Origin of the sequence: Dickeya sp. MK7, assembly GCF_000406305.1 — a bacterium.
GTDB lineage: Bacteria > Pseudomonadota > Gammaproteobacteria > Enterobacterales > Enterobacteriaceae > Dickeya > Dickeya fangzhongdai.
Map to the genome: position 1 here is coordinate 1996170 of NZ_CM001984.1, position 19897 is coordinate 2016066.

The following is a 19897-nucleotide window of genomic DNA, read 5'->3' on the forward strand; positions in this document are numbered from 1 at the left end:
CCGCAAAAGCTATTCAACCTGTCAGGTGTCCCACCCGTTATTTCGGGTCGGTACCGAACCATTTTTTGTAGATGGTGGCGTAGGTGCCGTTGTCGCGCAGGGTTTTCAGCGCGCCGTTTACCTTGTTACGCAGCTCGTCGCTGCCTTTCGGGAAGGCGACGCCGTACTGCTGTGCCTTGATCGACTCGCCTACGGTTTTGAACTTGCCGTTGCCGGCGGTTTTGATGAAGTACAGGATGTTCGGCGTGTCATGCAGCACCGCGTCGGCACGGTTGGTGCCCAGTTCCAGATAGGCGTTGTCGATATTCGGGAACTGGCGCAGTTCCTTGGTTTTGATGTTGGCTTTAGCGTAATCGACCGAACCGGTGCCGCTCTTCACCGCCACCACTTTGCCAGCCAGATCCTGCTCGCCTTTGATGTCCTGATTGTCGGCGCGCACCATCACCAGCAGGCCGCTGTTGTAGTAACCGTCCGAGAAATCGATTGCGCGTTTACGCTCTTCGGTAATGGTGATGCCGGCCAGCGCCAGGTCCACGTTGCGGGTCTGCAGCGCCGGGATGATGCCGCTGAAATCCATCGGCTTCAGGGTGTAATTCAGATTCAGTTGCTTGGCGATGGCATCCCACAGGTCGACGTCAAAACCGACGTACTTATCGCCTTGCTTGAATTCAAACGGCACGAACGCGGTGTCGGTCGCCACGAGCAGTGGTTTCTCCGCCGCCTGACCGGACAGGCTAAAGGCCAGCGCAAGTGCGGCCAGTGAAGCTTTAAATAACGATTTCATCAAAACGTCCTTCCTCTCGTTGGTTATATATTCCGCTGTCTTACCGCACCTTACGGATTTGCTGCGTCAGCCCCGGCATGCAGGCATGGGGCCGATGGCCCGGCATCGGTCTGGTCACCCGCCGTACTGCCATTCAGGGGGCGGTGGAGAAAACAGGGGGAGTCGTTGCCAAAACAGGACGGGTAGACCCGCTAATTATTATGGGCATCCATCAGAAACGCCTATGGAATGCGCTGCTATGAATAACTGAATTGTGCAGGGGACACAACCGTTGATTACGTTCCGGGGACAATATTGCTAACAAGCGCTAACTTTTTGTACGTTTTGCGCCGTGCATTCGAACGATTTGCGTAGTGATGCAAAAAAAATGCATATTATTTCAGGTTGCCTAACAGGGAGAAAAGCGTGGGAAACGGCACGGATAAAACAGCAAGAGAGGGATGAACCGGTGGAAATGGGCGGGTAAATCCGGCGGCTGGGCCGCCGGTCATCATTGATGAATTATTCGATGTTGGCTTCGATGAACCACAGGTACTGATCCAGATCGCGGGAAGCGGCGGTGAGCATGTCCGCGGTATCCTCGTCCTGCGCCTGACTGATGGCTTTGCGGACGGTGTTCGCCACGACGGCGTAACGATCCGCCAGGGCTTTCAGGTGGTCCTGCACGCTGTGGATATTGAGCGGGTAGCTCTTCAGCGCGGTTTTCTCGTGGACGACCTGAGTGGTGCCGGTCGCCACGCCGCCCAACTGCACCACGCGCTCGGCGAAGGTGTCCAGGTGGGTAATCAGCGAGGTGCGGAAGGTATCCAGCATCTCGTGTACGGCGATGAAGTTCGCCCCGCGCATGTTCCAGTGCGCCTGCTTGGTGATCAGCGACAGATCGGTAAAGTCCACGACCAGCTGATTGAGCAGGGCGATGGTCGAGGCTTTAACGTTATCGTCCAGATCGTTACGGGTGAAAATAAGATCAGCGGAAGCTGTTTTTACCAGTTTAGCTGTACGCATAGTATTATCCTCTTTATTTCCGTTATTACTGATAATGATTCCGGCTATCAACGAAACGAATTATAGCAGCCGACATGAGTGGAAGATGCTCAGTTCGGTCTATTACAGGAATAGACTCAGACATCTAAGGGCATCGCCTTGCTGGCACGTTATTTATCATTCGAATCAGCTGGTAAAACAGTCGAAAAGGATGGGGTGGATATTGATATAAATTACAACAGGTTGCGTTGATTTATGACGGAATAAAATCGCTGGCATTTCACCTTTAGTGCTATTTTAATATGCAATTCTTTTCAGAATGTGTCTGATGAAAATTAAGTCAGTCGGCGGGATAGTCACATGAAATGATATTTCCCGGCCGGACTGGCCGGGAAAACGGTTATTTTCAGGCGGAACGGTGATGACGCCGTTTATTTATTCAGGACAAGGTGGATCTCAGGACGACGCCGATGCAGCGTTCTTTTTCGCGCTGAGCGTGGTGCCCAGCGAGGCGATAATGATAAACGCCAGCGCCAGCCACTGGGTGAGTGACAGATGCTCGTTCAGAAAGATAATGCCGGATATGGCCGCCACGGCGGGCTCCAGGCTCATCAGGGTGCTGAAGGTGCGCGTCGGCAACCGGGTCAGCGCCAGCATCTCCAGCGTATACGGCAAGGCGGTGGAGAGCACCGCCACCGCAATGCCGATTGGCAGAATACTGAGGGAAAACAGGCTGTTGGTATCGGAAAACAGCAGACCTATCGGGCAATACACCAGCGCGGCGATCAGCGACCCCATCGCCACGGTACCGGCGCCGTGGCTGGCGCCTGCCTTCTGACCAAACAGAATATAACCCGCCCAACAGGCGCCGGCGCCAACGGCGAAGGCGGCGCCGGTCAGATCCACATTGTCAATATGCTGCCCGAGCGGCAGCAGTAGCCACAGCCCGGCGGCGGCCAGCAATACCCACATGAAGTCCAGCAGACGGCGAGAAGCCATAATCGCCACCGCCAGCGGCCCGGTGAACTCCAGTGCCACCACGATCCCCAACGGTACGGTGCGCAGCGCCAGATAAAACAGATAGTTCATGCCGCCCAGCGTGATGCCGTAGACCAGCAACGGCAACCGATCCGAACCGAAATGCAGCCGCCAGGGCTTGAACACCACCAGCAGGATCAGCGCGCCTATCGCCAGACGCAGCGCCGTCATGCCGGACGCGCCGATCAGCGGGAAGACCATCTTGGCCATCGCCGCGCCGGTCTGGATAGACAGCATGGCGATGATGATCAGTAATACCGGCAGTAATACAGAGTTTTTTAATGTGGAAATCAAGGTCATTGCGGGGCCTTAAAATTCGATGTGCAACCAGAAAAAAGCAGGCAATAAATGAACAAATTATTCCAGGTTAGTTTACTCTTATTGACCTTAATTTACTCTCCATTTGAAAATCTTTTTTTTGATATAAATTCAGTTTGAAAATTAATCAAAAAATTAAGAAAACTCCGTATCGAAGCGGGGCGGCTCATTTATTTTTTCATACCACTTTGAACTTTATTTATTGTTTTAAATCAATGGTATAAATTGAAAATGAAATTAATTGTTACATGTTTGACCTAATTGAAAAATAATAACCAGGCGGCATGTGCCCTAATTTTTTGTTATATTTGCCTCGCTTAAATCTTCTTTCGTAAGATAATTCGAGGCATATTATGAAAAAAATCGCGTGTCTTTCCGCTCTGGCTTGTGTTCTAGCCGTAAGCGCAGGTACTGCAGTGGCTGGCGAAAGCACTGTATCTCTTGGTTATGCTCAGGGCGACGCTCAGGGCGTGCAGAACAAACTGCCGGGTTTCAACCTGAAATACCGTTACGAATTCGATAACAGCCAGCTGGGCGTAGTAGGGTCTTTCACCTACCTGCAAGACAGCCAGACTGTTGCCGGTACTTACAACAAAGCGCAGTACTACGGCTTCAGCGCAGGTCCGTCCTTCCGTTTCAACGACTGGGCGAGCATCTACGGCCTGGTTGGCGTTAGCGCGGCTAAATTCACCGCCAACAACACCGACGGTTCTTCCAACAACAGCTCCAGCGATGCGGGCTTTGTATACGGCGCCGGTCTGCAGTTCAACCCGGTTCAGAACGTAGCCTTTGATGTTGGTTACGAGCAGAGCCGTGTTCGCAGCGTTGACGTAGGCAGCTGGAACGTAGGCGTAGGCTACCGTTTCTAATCGCGCCATGCGTTGCACGCACTGCGTGAAACGATGTGTGCTGAAAAATCCGCCCGACAGGGCGGATTTTTTTATGGCTGCGGCAAGCCCGCCAGCAATTTTTTGAGCAGCAGGTTGAGCTGTTGCTGTTCGTCTTCATTCAATGACGCCAGCGCTTGCCGCTCATTGTCAGTATGCAGCGCCACCAGCGTATCCATCAGTTCCCGCCCTTGTTCCGTTAGCGTCACCAGCGTTCCGCGCCGATCCTGCGGGTTGCTTTGACGCGCCACCCACTGCGCTTGTTCCAGCCTGTCGATACGGTTGGTCATGCCGCCTGACGACATCATCAGCGCTTCGTACAACTGCGTGGGCGTCAGCGCATAGGGCGCGCCGCTGCGCCGCAACGTCGCCAGCACGTCAAATTCACCGGGACGCAGACCGAAACGGGCAAACAGCGGGTTGAGATGATCCCGTTCGAGCCGCTGGGTGGCCTCAAACAGCCGCCCCAGCACCTGCATCGGGAACGGGTCAATATCCGGCCTTTCTCGCCGCCATTGTTCATAAGCGTTATCTGCACGATCTGTCATAAGTGTAATTTATCTTGACGTTAAGATTCTTTTTGTGAAGATATTCTACGGAAAATATACGTCGTCGTTCAAGCATCAAGGGGTCATAAGGAGCGTTATGTCACACGCAATTCGTGCAGGATCACTGTTTTTTGTCGTCATTACCGTCATGTTGCTGGGGCTGAATCTCCGGCCGGTGCTGGCAGGCGTCGGGCCGTTGCTGTCGCGGATTCAGGCGGCGACCGGCATGGGGGATACGCAGGCTGGCCTGCTGACTACGTTGCCGGTATTCGCGATGGGTATCTGCGCCCTGTATGGCGGTTGGCTACAGGCCAGACTGGGAGAATACCGCGGCATCGGCATCGGCATTGTCGGGATTGCGGTCGCCTGCCTGCTGCGTTGCTGGCTGACCAGCACCGCCGGGTTGTTGCTGACCGCTGCGCTGGCCGGTATCGGCATCGCGTTGATTCAGGCGTTGATGCCGTCGTTTTTGCGGCGCAGTTTCAGTCGGCAAAGCAGCCGGCTTATGGGGTTGTACACGACCGCCATCATGGGCGGCGCAGCGCTGGCGGCGGCCAGCATTTCGCCGCTGGCGGACATCATTGACTGGGACGGCGCGCTGGCGATATGGGGCGGGTTGGCGACGCTGGCGACGCTGGCCTGGTTGATTACGGTGTCGCTGAGTCCGATGCCGGATACCGCGTCGCGTTCGGGTTCAGCGCCCGCGTCGTCGCAAAACCGGGCCTGGGCGCTGATGATCTTTTTCGGCATCGGCACCGCCGCGTATACCCTGGTGCTGGCCTGGCTGCCGCCGTACTACACCCAGCTTGGCTGGAGCCCCGCCCGTAGTGGGTTATTGCTGGGCGGGCTGACGCTGACCGAAGTGGTGGCCGGGCTGCTGGTTTCGTTGCTGATCAACCGCTTCCCGGACCGGCGTTATCTGCTGCTGCCGGTATTGGTATTGCTGCTGCTGGGAATGGCCGGCCTGATACTGGCGCCGCAGACGCTGGTGTTGCCGATCATGATTGCGCTGGGGTTGGGGATTGGCGCGCTGTTTCCGCTGTCGCTGATTATCGCGCTGGATCAGGTGGACGACCCGCGTCAGGCGGGGGCGCTGATGGGGTTTGTGCAAGGCGGCGGTTATCTGATCGCCAGCCTGATGCCGCTGCTGGCGGGTTTCATCCGGCAGTACACCAGCGCTCTGGAGCAGGCCTGGCTTATCATGGCGGCGGGGGTCGTGGTGCTGATCCTGATGGCGCTGCGTTTCGCGCCGCGCCATCAGGTTCCAGCGTCGGCCTAACGGCGTGAAAACGCCAACTGCGGCGTCAGGAACAGGTTGCGGAAGTATTCCCGAACCGCCTGCATCGCCGGGGTAAATTCGGCGTCGCGAGACCAGGCTAGCCCGACGCTCATCGGATGCACCCGGTCTTTCAGCGATCGGGTTTCGATACGCCGCCCCTCAAGCGACCAGGGGCGGTACACCAGATCGGACAGGATCGCCACTCCCAGTCCGTTCGCCACCATGCTGCGCACCGCCTCCACGGAACTGGTGCGCAGCATCACCTTCGGGCGATGTCCGCTCAATTCCCAATAGCGCATGGCGCTGTGATCCGCTTCATCCACCGTCAACATGATAAAGGGCTCGTCGGCGACATCCGCCAGACTCACCTCCGGTTTGTCGCACAATGGGTGACGGCTGGGCAGCCATAGCCGTCGCTCCGAATTAAACAGGGGCTCGGCGGTGATTTCCGGATGGGTAATGTTGGCGGTCAACACCAGCGATAAATCCAGAGAACGATCCAGCAAACCCGTTTCGATATCCTGCCGCTCGCGTTCGTTGAGATGGATAGTGACGTGAGGAAAGCCGTATGACAGTCGCTGTAGATGAAACGGCAGAAAATACCCCATCACCGTATAGCTGGCGGCCATGTTAAGCGAACCGGCGATGCGATTGTCGGTCAGCGGAATATGCATGGCGTCATCCACGCTGCGCAGCACGGCGTAGGCGTGGTTAAGGAAGTAACTGCCGTTTTCGGTCAGCGTCATGCCGTGCACCGAGCGCAGGAACAACGGTTTTCCCAGCAGATTTTCCAACTCCTGAATCGCGGTGGTGACCGCCGACTGCGAGATATTGAGGTGAATCGCCGCCTGGGATATCTGGCCCATCTCCGCGGTGGCGATGAAGTAGCGGATTTGACGCAATGTGACCATGGCATGCCCCTTGTCGGTGAGCGTTCTGTTTTTCAGATAGCGAGCATTCTGAAAATACGTCTTTCCGAATAGAAAATAGTGGTTCTATATTATTTTTAAACAAAACCATCACAAATAAGAAATAATTATGAAATATGAAATCGATCTGAATTCCGATATGGGCGAAAACTTTGGTCCCTGGAAAATAGGCGATGACGTTGACCGGCAGATTATGTCTTATATAAGTTCTGCCAATATTGCCGCCGGATTTCACGCCGGCGATCCTTCGACCATGCGGCAGACCATTGAGTGGGCCAGCGATTATGGCGTCGCGGTCGGCGCGCATCCCGGATTTCGCGATTTAGTCGGTTTTGGCCGGCGGCATATTCACAGTCAGCCGCAGGAAGTGGTGAATGACATTCTATATCAGCTCGGGGCATTGCGTGAATTTACCCGGCTGTATCAATTACCGTTGCAGCACGTTAAACCGCACGGAGCGCTGTATATGCATCTGGCGCGCGATCAGCCGTCCGCGCAGCTGTTTGTGGAAACGCTGCATCGGTTGGACCCTGAATTACGGCTGTTTTGTCTGCACGGGTCATGGGTCTGGCAGGAAGCAAGAAAACTGCAACACCCTGTTATTTGTGAGTTTTATGGCGACAGGGAATACGACGCCAGCGGCTCTATCGTATTTACCCGCCGGGTTGGCGAGCTGGACCCGGCGCGGGTGGCGGCGAAAGTGGTGCGCGCCTGTGTGGAAGGCAAAGTGACGACGGTTGACGGCGAAGACATTCACGTCGAGTTTGATTCGATTTGTATTCATAGCGATACGCCCGGCGCGCTGACATTAATTAAAGCGACCCGGGACGCATTGAATAACGCCAATATTCGCGTGCGTTCGCCATTGCAGAATAGTTTTAATAATCGGTAATTGATAAATAATTATAAGGATTGAGGCTAATGAAAACATATGAGGTTTGTTCTCCTTTACCGGGTATTTTTTATCGTCAGCCCGCACCGGATGCTCCCGCGTTTATTGAAGAAAATACCCCGGTTACCGCGAATAGCGTTATTGGTCTGGTCGAGGTGATGAAACAGTTCAGTGAAATTTATGCGGAGCAGGCTGGCGAATTGGTGTCTTTCTGTGTGAATAGCGGTGATGCGCTGGAGCCGGGGCAGGTAATAGCCATCATAAAAATCGATGAATAACGGTAAAACCTACCCTATATCCTCATTATTACATTACGTCATCAGGAGGGCCGCATAATGCGTCAGCCGATCAAAAAATTGCTTATCGCCAACCGGGGGGAAATTGCCGTTCGCATTATTCATGCCGCCCGCAGTCTGGGGATTGCCACGGTGGCCGCCTGCAGCGAGGCCGATGTCGATTCGCTGCCCGTGCGTCTGGCGGATGAAAAGGTGCTGCTGGGGCCGGCGCGCGCCGACCAGAGTTACCTGAATCAGGCCGCGTTGTTGCAGGCGGCCAGCGACAGCGGGGCGGATGCGATACATCCGGGATACGGTTTTCTGTCTGAGAATGCCGCCTTCGCCGACGCGGTGGAGCAGGCCGGGCTGGTGTTTGTCGGCCCGACGACGGAAACCATTCGCATGATGGGCGACAAGGCCGTGGCGCGGCACACCGCGCAGGCGGCGGGGGTGCCGGTTGTGCCCGGTTCGGGGGTGTTGTCGTCTCTGGAAGCGGCGTTACAGGCCGCCACAGAGATCGGCTATCCGTTGCTCATCAAGGCGGCGGCCGGCGGCGGCGGGCGCGGCATCCGGGTCGTCAATCATGAGGATGACCTGAAACGCGAGTTTCCGATTGCCCAGAGCGAAGCGAGAGCCGCGTTCGGATGCGGCGATGTCTACCTGGAGTTGTTTATTCGCCATGCTCGTCATATCGAAGTACAAATTCTGGGCGACGGCGAGCGGGCGGTGCATCTGTATGAGCGCGAATGTTCGTTGCAACGTCGTCGCCAGAAAGTGTTTGAAGAAGCGCCGTCGCCGGCGCTGACGCCGACGCAGCGCGAGGCGTTGTGTGGCAGCGCCCTGCAACTGGCGCAACAGTTACGCTACCGCAGCGCCGGTACGCTGGAATATCTGTTCGATGCCGAGCGGGAACAGTTCTATTTTATCGAAATGAACACCCGCATCCAGGTTGAACACCCGGTCACGGAGCGGGTTACCGGCGTCGATTTGGTGCAGTGGATGTTGCGTATCGCCGGCGGCGAACCGCTCAGTCTGCGTCAGGAGACGATCGAGCTGCATGGTCATGCCTGTGAAATGCGCATCAACGCTGAAGATCCGGCGCGTAATTTCTTCCCCTGTCCCGGCGTGGTGGACTCGCTGACCTGGCCGCAAGGCCCTGGCATTCGCATCGACAGCCATCTGTTTAGCGGTTACCGCGTCCCGCCGTATTACGACTCTCTGCTGGCCAAGCTGGTGGTATCCGGACCGACGCGCCAGCAGACGCTGGCCCGTGCCGAGCAGGCGCTGAATCAGTTGCGGATCGGCGGCATCACCACCACGCAGTCATTGCATCAATGGCTACTGACGGATACCCGTCTGCGCGCCGGGCACTTTGATACCACCTCGTTGGAAAGCTGGCTGCAGGCGCGAGAAGCCGAATCACTGTCGCTGTCGAAGGAGGCCTGAGATGACGTTTCCTGCAATACGCTACACCTTCGGCGGCGATGAGCACCTGTTTGCCGAGATTGACCAAGCAATGTCGCTGGGCGCGTTTTTCCGCGGACTGGCGATGACCCGCGCGCTGGAGCAGCAGGCGCTGCCCGGCGTGCTGGATATTTGCCTGGCTAATGCGTCCTTTCAGGTGCGTTTCAATCCGGATGTCATCGCGCCGCAGGCGCTGCTGGAGAGGGTGCAGAGCACTGAACAGCAGGCGCAGACGATGACGGTGCTCGACACGCGCATCATCGAAATTCCGGTGCTGTACAACGACCCCTGGACCCACGAAACCCTGATGCGGTTTCGCGATCGCCATCAGGATCCGGCGGCTACCGATCTGGAATATGCCGCGCGCATCAACGGTTATCAGGACGTGGCGGCGTTTATTGCGGCGCACAGCGGCACGCCGTGGTTCGTGTCGATGGTGGGATTTGTGGCGGGATTGCCGTTCATGTTTCAGATGGTGGAGCAGGCGCAGCAGCTTCAGGTGCCGAAATACCTGCGACCGCGTACCGATACCCCCAAACTGTCGCTGGGGCACGGCGGCTGTTTCGGCTGTATCTACTCGGTGCGGGGGGCGGGCGGCTACCAGCTGTTTGGCGTCACTCCGGCGCCGATTTACGACCCGGAACAGCGCCTGGACTATCTGCAATCGTCGATGGTGTTTTTCCGCGCGGGCGACATCGTGCAGTTCAAACCGATCGATCTGGCACGGTATGAACAGGACGTACAGGCGGTTGAAGCCGGTCGCTTCAGCCTGCGCATTCGCCCGGTAACGTTTGAACTGAATAAGTTCCTCGCTGACCCGGCCGGCTATCAACACTATCTTCAGGGGGTACTGTATGCAGGGTAGTAGCGCGCAGATATCAAGTGTGCAGATATCGAATGTACGGATCAATGTCATCCGGCCGGGGCTGGCGACCTCAATACAAGATGGCGGTCGCGAAGGCTATTACCACCTCGGTATTCCGCCGTCCGGCGGGCTGGACCAGTATTCGTTGCGGCTGGCGAATTTGCTGGTGGGCAATCCGGCGCAGGCGGCTGTGCTGGAAATGACGTTGCTGGGGCCGGAACTGCAGTTTGAGGGCGATGCGCTGGTGGCGGTGTGCGGGGCGCGGATGCCGCCGCTGCTGGACGGTATGGCGATGCCGATGGATACCTCGTTTGCGGTGCGTGCCGGTCAGGTACTGCGGTTTGCGCCGACGACGGCCGGGTGCCGCGCCTATCTGGCGGTGGCGGGCGGCATCGCGGTGCCGGAGGTGCTGGACAGCCGTTCGACCTATGCGCTCGGCGCGCTGGGCGGTTATCAGGGGCGTCGACTGGCCGCCAATGATGTGCTGCCGGTAGGGACGCCGTACCGTAAAACAGCGCCGGATGTGACCGTGCCGGCCGACTGTCTCCAGCCGCTCGACAAGCGCGTGACGCTGCGCATGGTGACCGGGTTATACATTCACCGCCTGATCCCGGCGGCGGTAGAACAGTTTTTTGCCGATGACTGGCGGGTCGGCACCGAAGCCGACCGCATCGGCTACCGGCTCAAGGGCGGGGCGCCGCTGGCGTTTGAACCGCGTACGCCGCCGTTTGGCGCCGGCTCGGATCCGTCCAATATCGTCGATGCCTGTTACCCCATCGGTTCGGTGCAGGTGCCGGGTGGTCTGGAGCCGATCATTCTGTTGCGCGATGCGGTGTCCGGCGGTGGTTACATGACGCTGGGGACGGTGATAAGCAGCGATCTGGACATCATCGGGCAACTACAACCCCACTATGGCGTTCGTTTTGCGCCTGTATCGCTGGAGGGGGCGCTGGCCGCCCGGCAACACTATCGCCGCCGTCTTGAACGGCTGACGCTGTTATTAACGAACTGACGTTAACGCACTGATTTCAGACGGTCCCGCCGATTTTTCCCTGCGCCAACACCAGGAACGGCAACGGCGGCGGGACCTCGTCTGACATACCGAACTACCTGAATGACCGTGCGGCTTTTGCCGCGGCGGCGGGTGGGTTCGGCCATAACGCATGCCGCCATGCCGTATGACGCTGGCGGCATGTCATTAAATACGGGTCTGTGGAGGGGTTGCGATGGCTGAGGTATCTGATGTTCAGGGGGCAGCGGCGGCATCGCCTGCCGATACGGTGTCCGCAACGGAGCGTATGGGAAAACTATCGCTGACCATGGCCTGGTGGGCGGTGTGCAGCGCGATTTTCTATATTGTGGTAGGGGCGTCGCTGGCGCTGAATTACGGTGCGCGCAATGCCATTATCGGTATGGTGCTGTCCGTCGTGTGCTACGGTTTGATCAACGCAGCCATTAGCCGCTTCGCTATTCGCAGCGGCCTGTCGGTGGCGGCATTTTCCGGCCAGCTGTTCGGCCAGGCGGGGTCGGCGCTGGCGACGCTGATCTTTTTCTCCACCGCCATTTATTACGCGGTGTTTGAAGGTTCGGTGATTGCGTTCGCCATCAATCACCTGTTCCCGTCGCTGGATTACCACTGGGCCGCGCTGCTGGTGGTGCTCTACAGCGTGCCGCTGATTTTCGGCAGCGTGCAGCACTGGCTGGACAAGTTCAACGGCGTGCTGCTGCCGTTTTATCTGCTTGGGCTGGCGCTGACGGTGGCGGTGTCTATTCAGCATTATGGCTATCAGCCGCAATGGTTGTCATTCGGTCCGGCATCGCCGCCCGCCTATGGCTGGTGGAACTGCTTCACCTACTATATGGGGGTGTGGATTTTGATGATGTACACCTTCGATTACGCCCGGTTTGGCCGCCAGGAAGACAGCCGGTACCACGCGCGCATCAATTTCGGTATGCCGTTCTATCTGATCACGTTTCTGTTGAACGGGGTGGTCGGCATCTATCTGGTCAGCAGTTTTGCCCAGCAGAATGGCGTCAGTGAAACCGCGGTGGTGGTGAATATCCTCAATCTGCTGGGATTCTGGGGACTGTTGTTCGTGTGGGTGACTCAGACGCGCATCAATACCGCCAACTATTATCTGGCTACCGTCAACATGCAGGTGTTTTTTGATCGCCTGCTGCGGCTGCGTTATCGCAAGATTGTCTGGGCCTGCGTGGTAGGGGCGGCGGTCTATGTCCTGATGCTGGCGGATGTGTTCGCCTATATTTTGCAGGCGCTGGCCTACCAGGGGGTATTTGTGGTGGCGTGGGTCGGCGTGGCGCTGGCGCATATCGCCTTTCACCGTGCGCAACCCACCGCAGCGCCGGTGCGCGCGTTTAATCCGACCGGTCTCGGCGCCTGGCTGCTGAGCGTGATAGCCGGGGTGGCATTGATGCACGGCAGCGCCGTGTTGCAGTCGTTTTCCGCGCCGGTGACCTTTGCCGTCGCGCTGGCGCTGTACGGGTTGTTGCCGCACAAGCGTAGCGCCTGAAAGCGCAGGGCAGGGATGCCCACTCGCCGCCTGCGCGCACATTTTTCAGCCATTGGCCTTGAAAAAATCGTGCGCGAGTCTATATGAAAAGGTGAAAGCAAGACACTGTCGTTGCCTTGCGGTTTGCACTTTTGAATGCGTGTAACGATATATTCAGGAGGTTAACCATGGCATTCAAACCCATGTCTTTATTTCCGGCAATCACCGACTCGCTGTTCTCTGACCGCTTCAACCGCATCGATCGGTTATTCAGCCAACTGACCGGCGATACGCCGCTCACTGCGGCGCCATCCTACGACATCCGCCGGCTTGACGATACGCACTATGGCATCACGGTTAGCGTGCCCGGCTGGCGTGAAGAGGAACTGGAGATCAGCACGCATGGCGGTCAGCTCACCATCAGCGGGAAACACAAGGAAGCGATGCCGGAAGCACAGCAGGAGCAGGACGGCTGGCTCTATCGCGGCATTAGCCACACTGATTTCAGCATCAGTTATTCATTGCCGGAGCATGTTAATGTAGAAAGCGCGCATCTGGAAAATGGCCTGCTGACCGTCACGTTAAAGCAGGATATTCCGGAAAACGAAAAGCCGAAAAAAATTGCCATTGAAAACCGCAATCAGGCGGGGGCTCAGGCATTGGAACACGAACATTAATTTTTTCTTATTCCTCATTACGATGTTTTGCCCCGATAGTATCGGGGCTTTTTTTTAATAATTCAGGCGCGCTTATCTGATATTGATGGGAACGTTACAGGTTGTCGATTGCTGTATAGAAATATTTATTCTCTTTTGTTTTATAGCGATAGTTTTTCTACCGAGACAGTTGGGAGTATTCCGATGTCGATATGGGAGATGCCGAATAATATCTATTTTACTCATCTGGATTGAGAGTGTTTAATCTGAGTGTTAATTATGCTTCATCTTTTATAATGGCATTCTTGCACTGAAAATAACATAACAAAAATTATTGTGTATGGACTGTATGTGTAGGGATAGTTCTGGCTGAACTGGTGTTTGGGTCGTTTCCACTTTTCACTAGAATGGCAGAGGTGCTCGCTATGAAATACGTGGTAGAGTTGGTTTTTATAACGTCAGCATTCGTGCTGTTAGATACGGCAGAGGCCAGAGATAAGAATTTGTATTCTGGTGATACTTATCTGATTAACGAAAGTGGTTATTGCGCTGATGTCTATAGAAAAGATAAACAGCTTTTTAGCAATAACCAGGAGCATATTTACTTTAAAGATGATTCTGGTGATGTTATACCGGCAAATCATCCTGTGTACCTTAAGGTTGATTTTTACAAAAATGACAAGCGGGATAGCAATGTCGCCACTGTGCCTTGTCATGGCGAGTTATATATGAAAAGAAATAAACACTTGAAAATAGATACGCCGCTTTCTGCACTAAGCACGGACGATGCCAGGTAATGAAGGGAATGCCGAGCGCATATGAAAAGTAAGATTATCTTATTGGTTTTTTTGCAAAATCCAGTTTTACAACATACAACATACAACATACAACATCAGAGGTGAATTATGAAATATAGTAAATGGGTTTTTCCCTTCGCCGTCGGGGGGTGTTTGTTGTCTGCCACTATGGCACAGGCGGAGGTACAGGCGGATAAGTCAAAATCTCCATTCGTCGAATACCAGCCCGGCAAAACCGAAACGGGCGTATATAATTCGAGTGGCTATTGTGTCGCGCTATATCGACCAGATGGTAAAGATATAAATAATGCGCATTATTTTAAGCTAGGTAATGGCCATTTCAATCAGTTGCCTGGCGATCACCCTGCAAAGCTTCATATTATTTATGTGCCCAGTTCATCTTCAGATACTAAAACTAGTTGTGGCAACAATGTAGATGCCCCATCGAATAAAACAAGAAAAAATGTGCATTTTAATCGCACGGTCGTTGATATAAATCCACCAAGTTAATGGCGCATGGTGGCGCTAATTTGTACGCGTCATCGTCATCATAATGAGTATGAAATAAAACGTTTTTATTTAATACTACCAGAGGTGAATCATGAAGCATGTTGAAAAGTTCCTTTCTGCTTCTGTTATAACCTTCTCCCTCATGTTGTCGGGGATGGCAGCGGCAAAGAATGAAGAGGTTTTTTCTAAAAATACGCACTTAGGAAATATAAGTGGGTATTGCGTCGCTATTTCCAGGATGGATCATAAAGATTTTAGCGATAATAAGTCAGCGTATTACATTCCAAACGATACTTACGAGGGCACTATCGCCGCGACTACCACCGTTCCCCGGCCGATAAAACTCCATGTCGTTTTTTATAACAGTTCGAAAAATGACACGGTACAGCAATGTGCTGGCAGCGAACACAGGAAAAAAGATAAACATTTTTATTATCAATTTGACGTGATAACCACGAACGATGTGTCGTGATGGTTTATTCACTGTATTCCCCGGCAGTTGTCGCTCACTGCTTTTCGTGGGGGTGGGGACGGGAAACAGATACCTGTGATTCGGATCGAAAATTTGCACCACCGTTATGGTGACACGGTGATCTTGCGTGCGCTTTCATTACATATCCGGCACGGAGAAACCTGCGCTATTCTCGGCCGCTCCGGCAGCGGCAAGAGTACGTTGCTCAATGTGCTGGGGCTGCTGGAGCCGCTACAGCAGGGCAGCTATCACCTGGATGGCGAGGATATCCGGCAGTGTTCCGCCAGTTTGCGGGCCCGGTTGCGTAATCAAAAACTGGGGTTTGTGTTCCAGCATTTTCATTTGCTGACCAGCCATAACGTGCTGGATAACGTGGCGTTGCCGCTATTGTATCGGAATGTCCCGGTTGTGCAGGCCCGCCGCCGCGCCGCCGGGGTTCTGGGCGAATTGGGCATGTATTCGCATCGTCTGCAACGCCCGGCAGCGCTGTCCGGCGGGCAGCGCCAGCGGGTCGCATTGGCCCGGGCGCTGGTGGGCGAGCCGGCCGTGTTGCTGGCTGATGAACCGACCGGCAATCTGGATGCTGAAACCGCGCAGGAAATCCTCAACCTGTTGCTGGACATCAACCGCCAGCGGGCGTTAACCATCGTCATGGTGACCCATGACGAACGATTGGCGCAGCGGCTGCAGCGGCGTTGCCGCATGCATGATGGTACGCTGGTCGGGGAGTGAACACGCCATGAATGTTATGCAACAGTGGCTTGAAGCCTGCCGCAATCTGATCGCGTTCCATCAGCGCGCGTCGCTGGCGATGCTGGGCATCGGCGTTGGCAGTGCGCTGGTGGTGGCGCTGTTGCTGCTGGGCAAAAGCGCCCAGCAGATGGCGTTGAGCGCGTTTGACAATCTGGGCGGCGATATCATCGTGGTTGAAATCGGCGTAAAGGAGGACAACTCGTCGCAGTCGGCAGTGCCGCTGCCGGTTAATCTGGATTTTTCCGCGCTGGCCCGCGTCCATCGCGGCATTCGGCGCGTCGTCCCGCTGGCTCGCTGGAATATCAGGCTGCCGCAAAAGAATGATGACGACGACGGCATCCCGTTGGTGGTGATCGGCTCTACGCCTGAACTGATGCCGTTGCTGGGGCTGACGCTGACGCGGGGGCGGGCGTTTTCCCGTTACGACGGCCGCAGCACCTATAGCATTGTCAGCGCGGAGCTGGCGTCTCGTCTGGCGGGTGCCTCATCGACGCGCGCGCTTCAGCTCGGCCGTTACGCCTTCGATGTTATCGGTATCCTGAAACCGGCGACGGTGTCGATTGGCGGTCAGACTATCGACCATGTGGCGCTGGTGCCGATAGAGACGATCACGCGGATTTCTCCTTTTGCGAGTACGGACCTGCTGTACATCCAGGTAACGTCGACCGCGCTCCTGACGCCGGTTGTCAATGCGATCCGCCCCTGGCTTGAGCAGATGCTGCCGACGCGGACGATCCAGATTCAGATTCAACAGCAGCTTATCGACAGCATGGCGAAGCAGAATGCGACCTTCCGCTACCTGCTGGCTGCGCTGGCCGCCGTCGCGCTGCTGATGGGAGGCATTGGCGTAATGAATGTCATGGTGATGAGCGTGTCGACGCGGCGGCATGAAATCGGCCTGCGCCAGGCCATCGGCGCTCGTTCGCTGGATATCGGCGTCTTGTTTTTGCTGGAAGCGGCGCTGCTTTCGCTGCCCGGCGCGGTGCTGGGCTGCGTGGCGGGTGCGCTGCTTGCCTGGGGTTATACCCGTTACGTCGACTGGCCGCTGATGGCCGACCCGTGGGTGTTTCCGCTGGCTATCGGCAGTGCGTTGATGCTGGCGGTATTTTTTGGTCTGAAGCCTTCTCTCACGGCTGCCCGTTTATCCCCTGCGGAGGCGTTGCGTGAACATTAAATCGTCACATGCCGTCGCTTTTTTATCGTTACTGATGTCGCCCTGGCTGTCGGCGGCGAATGTCCCGATGGCCGAATCGCCGTTAGCGCGCGAAACGGTGCCGCTCACGCTGGCCGATGCGGTCGCGCTGGGCGTACGCAACAGCAACACGCTAAAAAGCGTCGCGCTAACCCGGCTGATGGATAAGTTTGATCTGGTGGTTGCCGAAGACGGTTTCCGGCCGCATCTGGTGTTGAACAGTGAGTATCGCCGCAATATGGGCGAACAATTGCCCGGACAGGAAAGCCATTCCGGCCTGTCCACCAGCCTGCTGACGCCATTGGGGACGCAGCTTGAGGCGGACTGGAACGAGGACTATTCCGGCTTGACCTCGTCCGGAAGCACCCGAAGCCGGGGCAACACGATCACTGTCGTGCAGCCGTTGCTAAAAGGCGCCGGCGTCGAATTTAATACCGCGCCGGTGCGTCTGGCCCGGCTTGATGAGCGCATTGGTCACCTGAATCAGCAAAAGCAGATCGCCGATACCATTACCCGGATTATCCAGGCTTACTACGGATTGCTGGAAGCGCAGCAAGGGGTGAGGCTGGCGCAGGAATCTCTGCAACGCGCCGGCGCGCAGCGCGACGTGATGCTGGCGTTGATCGCCAGCGGCAGACAGGCCGCGCTCGACAGACTGCAGAGCGATACCGATATCTCCTCGCAGCAGTTAAGTCTGGAACAGCAAGAAAATGCCCTGACCGAGCGCCGTCTGGCGCTGTGCGGCTTATTGGGCATCGATACCCGCACCCAACTGAGCGCCAGCGATCGCATCGAAATACGCCCGATCGCCCTGAAAACGCCGCAGGCGATAGCGATGGCGATGAAAAATCAACCTGACTATCTGATTCAGCAGCTCACGGCGGATAAACAGCAAATCTACCTGATGCAGGCGAAAAACCAGCGCCTGTGGGGGGTGGATCTGGTCGCCGGGGCCGGGCGGGTCAACACCCGGGCGGCGGATATTCAGAATGATAGCCGCTGGCAGCGCTATGTCGGCCTGAACGTCTCTATCCCGTTGAACGACCTGCAAGCCCGTCAGGAAGAACAGCGCGCCTGGGTGGCGGGGAAAATTCAGCTATTACAGATGGCGGACGTGCGTCAGCAACTGGAGGAAACGGTCACGCAGCAGGTCAACGCGCTTAACAGCAACTGGCAGCAGTTTCTGATTGCCGACCGCCTGACGCGGCTATCGGAAAAAACGCTGCAGGCAGAGCAGGCCAAACTGCTGGCAGGACGTTCATCAAACTTTCAGGTGCTGAGTTATCAGGGCAGTCTGCGTGCGGCGCAAAACGCGCGCGTGTCCACGCAGATCGCCTATCTCAACACTCGTGCTGAGCTGGATCGCGTGCTGGGCGCCACCCTTGATCACTGGGGAATACAACAGCATGATCGGTAATGTTCTGAACGGTGGTGTTCGCTGGCGGCGGCTGGTCTTATTCGGCGGGGTGACGGTAACGCTGGCGGCGGCGGTGCTTTTATTCCGGCCGCCTGCAAAGGAGGCGGCGGCCGAAACCAACTGGCGCGCCGTCGTGCCGTCGCCGGTGGAGAACCACATTACGCTGCTGGCGCACGTGCAGGCGGCGCAGCAGTATCTGATAAACGCCCCTTTTGAGAGTGACATCAGCCAGTTGAACGTTCAGGAAGGGCAGCAGGTGCATAAAGGCGATGCCTTGCTGACGCTGGATACCACGCCGTTGCAACTCGCGTATCGCGATGCGCAGGCGCAGTTTCTCAAGGCACGCCAGTCGCTGCGGAATCTACGCTATTGGGAAAACAGCAGTGAAGTCATGTCGGCCCGGCGGGCATTACTCATGGCGGAAATGAGCGAACGAGACGCGTCCAGCCAGTTGAGTGCGGCGGAGCCGCTGTATCATCAGGGGATCATCGCACGTTCGGAGCGCGACAGCCTGCTTCAGCAGGTGGCCAGCCGGCGGCTGGAGTTGCAGGCGGCGCGTCAGGCGCTGACGGCCGCTCAGGTGCCGGGAAACGAGGAGAATCAGGCGATGGCCGAACTGGAACTGAATAACGCCGAACAGAAATTACAGCAAATCCGCGATCAGCAGGCCCGCAGCGAGGTGTATGCCCCCAGCGACGGCTATGCGGTGCGCATACAAAACGGCGACAAGGAGAAGGTCGCTTTTCCCCGCTTAGGGCAGCGGGTCAGCGCGGGGGAAGCGCTATTCATTCTGGCGGGCGTAACGCGCTTTGAAGCACGGACCAAAGCGGACGAAGCCGACATCGAGCACCTGCGGCCGGGCATGCCGGCGGTCCTCACCAGCGAAGCGCTGCCGGGCCAGTTGCTGGCAGGCAGGTTACGGGCGGTCAGCCCACAGGCCAACTATATCGAAGGGCAGCCGGGCGCCACCTATGATGTTGTCTTCGATCTCGACTGCTGCCGCGCCGGGCAGGCTGTGCCGCGGTTCGGCATGTCCGCGCTGCTGAAAATCACCACCTTTTCCGACCCTAATGGCATGGTTCTGTTGCCGGATGAGGTCGGCCAGAATGAACAGGGGAAGACCGCGGTCTATTATCGCCGCACGCCCCAGGCGCCCGAAGAAGTACGGCAAATTGACGTCGTCGGGCCGTTGCCGCAAGGCATTCTGGTAACAGGGCTGGAGCCCGGTGAGGTCAGAAAGTGGGACTGTTGCCACCCCGCCGCGAACTGAGTGTATCGGCCCGACCGTATTAATGGGCCGAGGCTGACTAAACGGCAGGAAAGCGTA

Annotated in this window: 21 protein-coding genes; 16 read left to right on the plus strand and 5 right to left on the minus strand. The window is 56.4% G+C overall.

The genetic code is table 11. The features are described 5' to 3' along the window. Positions 1-37 precede the first annotated feature (37 nt). From glnH to rhtA, 3 genes are all read right to left on the minus strand, one after another. Complete coding sequence (gene glnH / locus DXXMK7_RS08690; RefSeq protein ID WP_038918747.1) at positions 38-784, minus strand: glutamine ABC transporter substrate-binding protein GlnH; 747 nt, start codon at positions 782-784, stop codon at positions 38-40. A 501-nt stretch (positions 785-1285) separates the two neighbouring features. Continuing rightward, entirely contained in the window at positions 1286-1789 is a 504-nt protein-coding gene (gene dps, locus DXXMK7_RS08695; RefSeq protein WP_038918748.1) for a DNA starvation/stationary phase protection protein Dps, read from the minus strand. 435 nt (positions 1790-2224) lie between these two features. Next, positions 2225-3106 carry a threonine/homoserine exporter RhtA gene (rhtA, locus tag DXXMK7_RS08700; RefSeq protein ID WP_038918749.1) on the minus strand — a complete coding sequence of 294 codons (882 nt, stop codon included), beginning with the start codon at positions 3104-3106 and terminating at the stop codon, positions 2225-2227. A 371-nt stretch (positions 3107-3477) separates the two neighbouring features. On the opposite strand from rhtA, the gene ompX reads away from it, so the two are divergent. Next, positions 3478-3993, plus strand: a complete 516-nt coding sequence (gene ompX / locus DXXMK7_RS08705) for an outer membrane protein OmpX (protein WP_038918750.1) — start codon at positions 3478-3480, stop codon at positions 3991-3993. Positions 3994-4064: 71 nt separating this feature from the next. Here the strand turns inward: ompX and DXXMK7_RS08710 are convergent, their stop codons facing one another. After that, complete coding sequence (locus DXXMK7_RS08710; RefSeq protein WP_038918751.1) at positions 4065-4559, minus strand: MarR family winged helix-turn-helix transcriptional regulator; 495 nt, start codon at positions 4557-4559, stop codon at positions 4065-4067. Positions 4560-4656: 97 nt separating this feature from the next. Between DXXMK7_RS08710 and DXXMK7_RS08715 the strand changes: the two genes are divergently transcribed. Next, positions 4657-5838 (plus strand): MFS transporter, encoded by a 1182-nt coding sequence (locus DXXMK7_RS08715; protein ID WP_038918753.1) that lies wholly within the window; start codon positions 4657-4659, stop codon positions 5836-5838. On the opposite strand, the gene DXXMK7_RS08720 is transcribed toward DXXMK7_RS08715, so the two are convergent. Continuing rightward, complete coding sequence (locus tag DXXMK7_RS08720; protein WP_038659674.1) at positions 5835-6749, minus strand: LysR family transcriptional regulator; 915 nt, start codon at positions 6747-6749, stop codon at positions 5835-5837. The genes DXXMK7_RS08715 and DXXMK7_RS08720 overlap by 4 nt on opposite strands. A 127-nt stretch (positions 6750-6876) precedes the next feature. On the opposite strand from DXXMK7_RS08720, the gene DXXMK7_RS08725 reads away from it, so the two are divergent. The 14 genes from DXXMK7_RS08725 to DXXMK7_RS08785 all read left to right on the plus strand — a co-directional run bounded on the left by DXXMK7_RS08725 (position 6877) and on the right by DXXMK7_RS08785 (position 19840). Further along, a complete protein-coding gene (locus DXXMK7_RS08725; RefSeq protein ID WP_038918754.1) occupies positions 6877-7659 on the plus strand; it encodes a 5-oxoprolinase subunit PxpA in 783 nt (260 codons plus the stop codon). A 29-nt stretch (positions 7660-7688) separates the two neighbouring features. After that, the gene (locus DXXMK7_RS08730) at positions 7689-7937 is read left to right on the plus strand and encodes an acetyl-CoA carboxylase (RefSeq protein WP_038918755.1); all 249 of its coding nucleotides are present in this window, start codon (positions 7689-7691) and stop codon (positions 7935-7937) included. Between the two features lie 57 nt (positions 7938-7994). Further along, positions 7995-9380, plus strand: coding sequence for an acetyl-CoA carboxylase biotin carboxylase subunit (locus DXXMK7_RS08735; RefSeq protein WP_038918756.1), 1386 nt, complete (start codon positions 7995-7997; stop codon positions 9378-9380). 1 nt (position 9381) lies between these two features. After that, positions 9382-10263, plus strand: coding sequence for an allophanate hydrolase subunit 1 (locus tag DXXMK7_RS08740; RefSeq protein ID WP_038918757.1), 882 nt, complete (start codon positions 9382-9384; stop codon positions 10261-10263). After that, positions 10253-11275 (plus strand): biotin-dependent carboxyltransferase family protein, encoded by a 1023-nt coding sequence (locus DXXMK7_RS08745; RefSeq protein WP_049842544.1) that lies wholly within the window; start codon positions 10253-10255, stop codon positions 11273-11275. The genes DXXMK7_RS08740 and DXXMK7_RS08745 overlap by 11 nt, the downstream gene beginning before the upstream one ends. A 214-nt stretch (positions 11276-11489) precedes the next feature. Further along, positions 11490-12794, plus strand: coding sequence for a cytosine permease (locus DXXMK7_RS08750; protein ID WP_038918758.1), 1305 nt, complete (start codon positions 11490-11492; stop codon positions 12792-12794). A 167-nt stretch (positions 12795-12961) separates the two neighbouring features. After that, the gene (locus DXXMK7_RS08755) at positions 12962-13450 is read left to right on the plus strand and encodes an Hsp20 family protein (RefSeq protein ID WP_038918759.1); all 489 of its coding nucleotides are present in this window, start codon (positions 12962-12964) and stop codon (positions 13448-13450) included. 404 nt (positions 13451-13854) lie between these two features. Next, entirely contained in the window at positions 13855-14226 is a 372-nt protein-coding gene (locus DXXMK7_RS08760) for a hypothetical protein (RefSeq protein WP_127353464.1), read from the plus strand. Between the two features lie 108 nt (positions 14227-14334). Beyond that, the gene (locus tag DXXMK7_RS22610) at positions 14335-14736 is read left to right on the plus strand and encodes a hypothetical protein (protein WP_127353463.1); all 402 of its coding nucleotides are present in this window, start codon (positions 14335-14337) and stop codon (positions 14734-14736) included. Between the two features lie 91 nt (positions 14737-14827). Further along, positions 14828-15208 (plus strand): hypothetical protein, encoded by a 381-nt coding sequence (locus DXXMK7_RS08765; RefSeq protein ID WP_038918762.1) that lies wholly within the window; start codon positions 14828-14830, stop codon positions 15206-15208. A gap of 75 nt (positions 15209-15283) precedes the next feature. Then, the gene (locus DXXMK7_RS08770) at positions 15284-15940 is read left to right on the plus strand and encodes an ABC transporter ATP-binding protein (protein WP_049842545.1); all 657 of its coding nucleotides are present in this window, start codon (positions 15284-15286) and stop codon (positions 15938-15940) included. Between the two features lie 7 nt (positions 15941-15947). Further along, the gene (locus DXXMK7_RS08775) at positions 15948-17135 is read left to right on the plus strand and encodes an ABC transporter permease (RefSeq protein WP_038918763.1); all 1188 of its coding nucleotides are present in this window, start codon (positions 15948-15950) and stop codon (positions 17133-17135) included. Then, positions 17125-18570, plus strand: coding sequence for a TolC family protein (locus DXXMK7_RS08780; protein WP_038918764.1), 1446 nt, complete (start codon positions 17125-17127; stop codon positions 18568-18570). Before DXXMK7_RS08775 ends, DXXMK7_RS08780 begins: the two co-directional genes overlap by 11 nt. After that, the gene (locus tag DXXMK7_RS08785; protein ID WP_038918765.1) at positions 18560-19840 is read left to right on the plus strand and encodes an HlyD family secretion protein; all 1281 of its coding nucleotides are present in this window, start codon (positions 18560-18562) and stop codon (positions 19838-19840) included. The genes DXXMK7_RS08780 and DXXMK7_RS08785 overlap by 11 nt, the downstream gene beginning before the upstream one ends. Positions 19841-19897 lie beyond the last annotated feature (57 nt).

Excerpts from the sequence above, each read along its gene's own strand:
- DXXMK7_RS08730 (WP_038918755.1), top strand. The coding sequence starts at position 7,689 with ATGAAAACATATGAGGTTTGTTCTCCTTTACCGGGTATTTTTTATCGT.
- DXXMK7_RS08785 (WP_038918765.1), top strand. The coding sequence starts at position 18,560 with ATGATCGGTAATGTTCTGAACGGTGGTGTTCGCTGGCGGCGGCTGGTC.
- DXXMK7_RS08710 (WP_038918751.1), bottom strand. The coding sequence starts at position 4,559 with ATGACAGATCGTGCAGATAACGCTTATGAACAATGGCGGCGAGAAAGG.
- DXXMK7_RS08775 (WP_038918763.1), top strand. The coding sequence starts at position 15,948 with ATGAATGTTATGCAACAGTGGCTTGAAGCCTGCCGCAATCTGATCGCG.
- DXXMK7_RS08760 (WP_127353464.1), top strand. The coding sequence starts at position 13,855 with ATGAAATACGTGGTAGAGTTGGTTTTTATAACGTCAGCATTCGTGCTG.
- DXXMK7_RS08720 (WP_038659674.1), bottom strand. The coding sequence starts at position 6,749 with ATGGTCACATTGCGTCAAATCCGCTACTTCATCGCCACCGCGGAGATG.
- DXXMK7_RS08715 (WP_038918753.1), top strand. The coding sequence starts at position 4,657 with ATGTCACACGCAATTCGTGCAGGATCACTGTTTTTTGTCGTCATTACC.
- DXXMK7_RS08740 (WP_038918757.1), top strand. The coding sequence starts at position 9,382 with ATGACGTTTCCTGCAATACGCTACACCTTCGGCGGCGATGAGCACCTG.
- DXXMK7_RS08765 (WP_038918762.1), top strand. The coding sequence starts at position 14,828 with ATGAAGCATGTTGAAAAGTTCCTTTCTGCTTCTGTTATAACCTTCTCC.
- ompX (WP_038918750.1), top strand. The coding sequence starts at position 3,478 with ATGAAAAAAATCGCGTGTCTTTCCGCTCTGGCTTGTGTTCTAGCCGTA.
- DXXMK7_RS08735 (WP_038918756.1), top strand. The coding sequence starts at position 7,995 with ATGCGTCAGCCGATCAAAAAATTGCTTATCGCCAACCGGGGGGAAATT.
- rhtA (WP_038918749.1), bottom strand. The coding sequence starts at position 3,106 with ATGACCTTGATTTCCACATTAAAAAACTCTGTATTACTGCCGGTATTA.
- glnH (WP_038918747.1), bottom strand. The coding sequence starts at position 784 with ATGAAATCGTTATTTAAAGCTTCACTGGCCGCACTTGCGCTGGCCTTT.
- DXXMK7_RS08750 (WP_038918758.1), top strand. The coding sequence starts at position 11,490 with ATGGCTGAGGTATCTGATGTTCAGGGGGCAGCGGCGGCATCGCCTGCC.
- DXXMK7_RS22610 (WP_127353463.1), top strand. The coding sequence starts at position 14,335 with ATGAAATATAGTAAATGGGTTTTTCCCTTCGCCGTCGGGGGGTGTTTG.
- DXXMK7_RS08745 (WP_049842544.1), top strand. The coding sequence starts at position 10,253 with ATGCAGGGTAGTAGCGCGCAGATATCAAGTGTGCAGATATCGAATGTA.
- DXXMK7_RS08725 (WP_038918754.1), top strand. The coding sequence starts at position 6,877 with ATGAAATATGAAATCGATCTGAATTCCGATATGGGCGAAAACTTTGGT.
- DXXMK7_RS08755 (WP_038918759.1), top strand. The coding sequence starts at position 12,962 with ATGGCATTCAAACCCATGTCTTTATTTCCGGCAATCACCGACTCGCTG.
- dps (WP_038918748.1), bottom strand. The coding sequence starts at position 1,789 with ATGCGTACAGCTAAACTGGTAAAAACAGCTTCCGCTGATCTTATTTTC.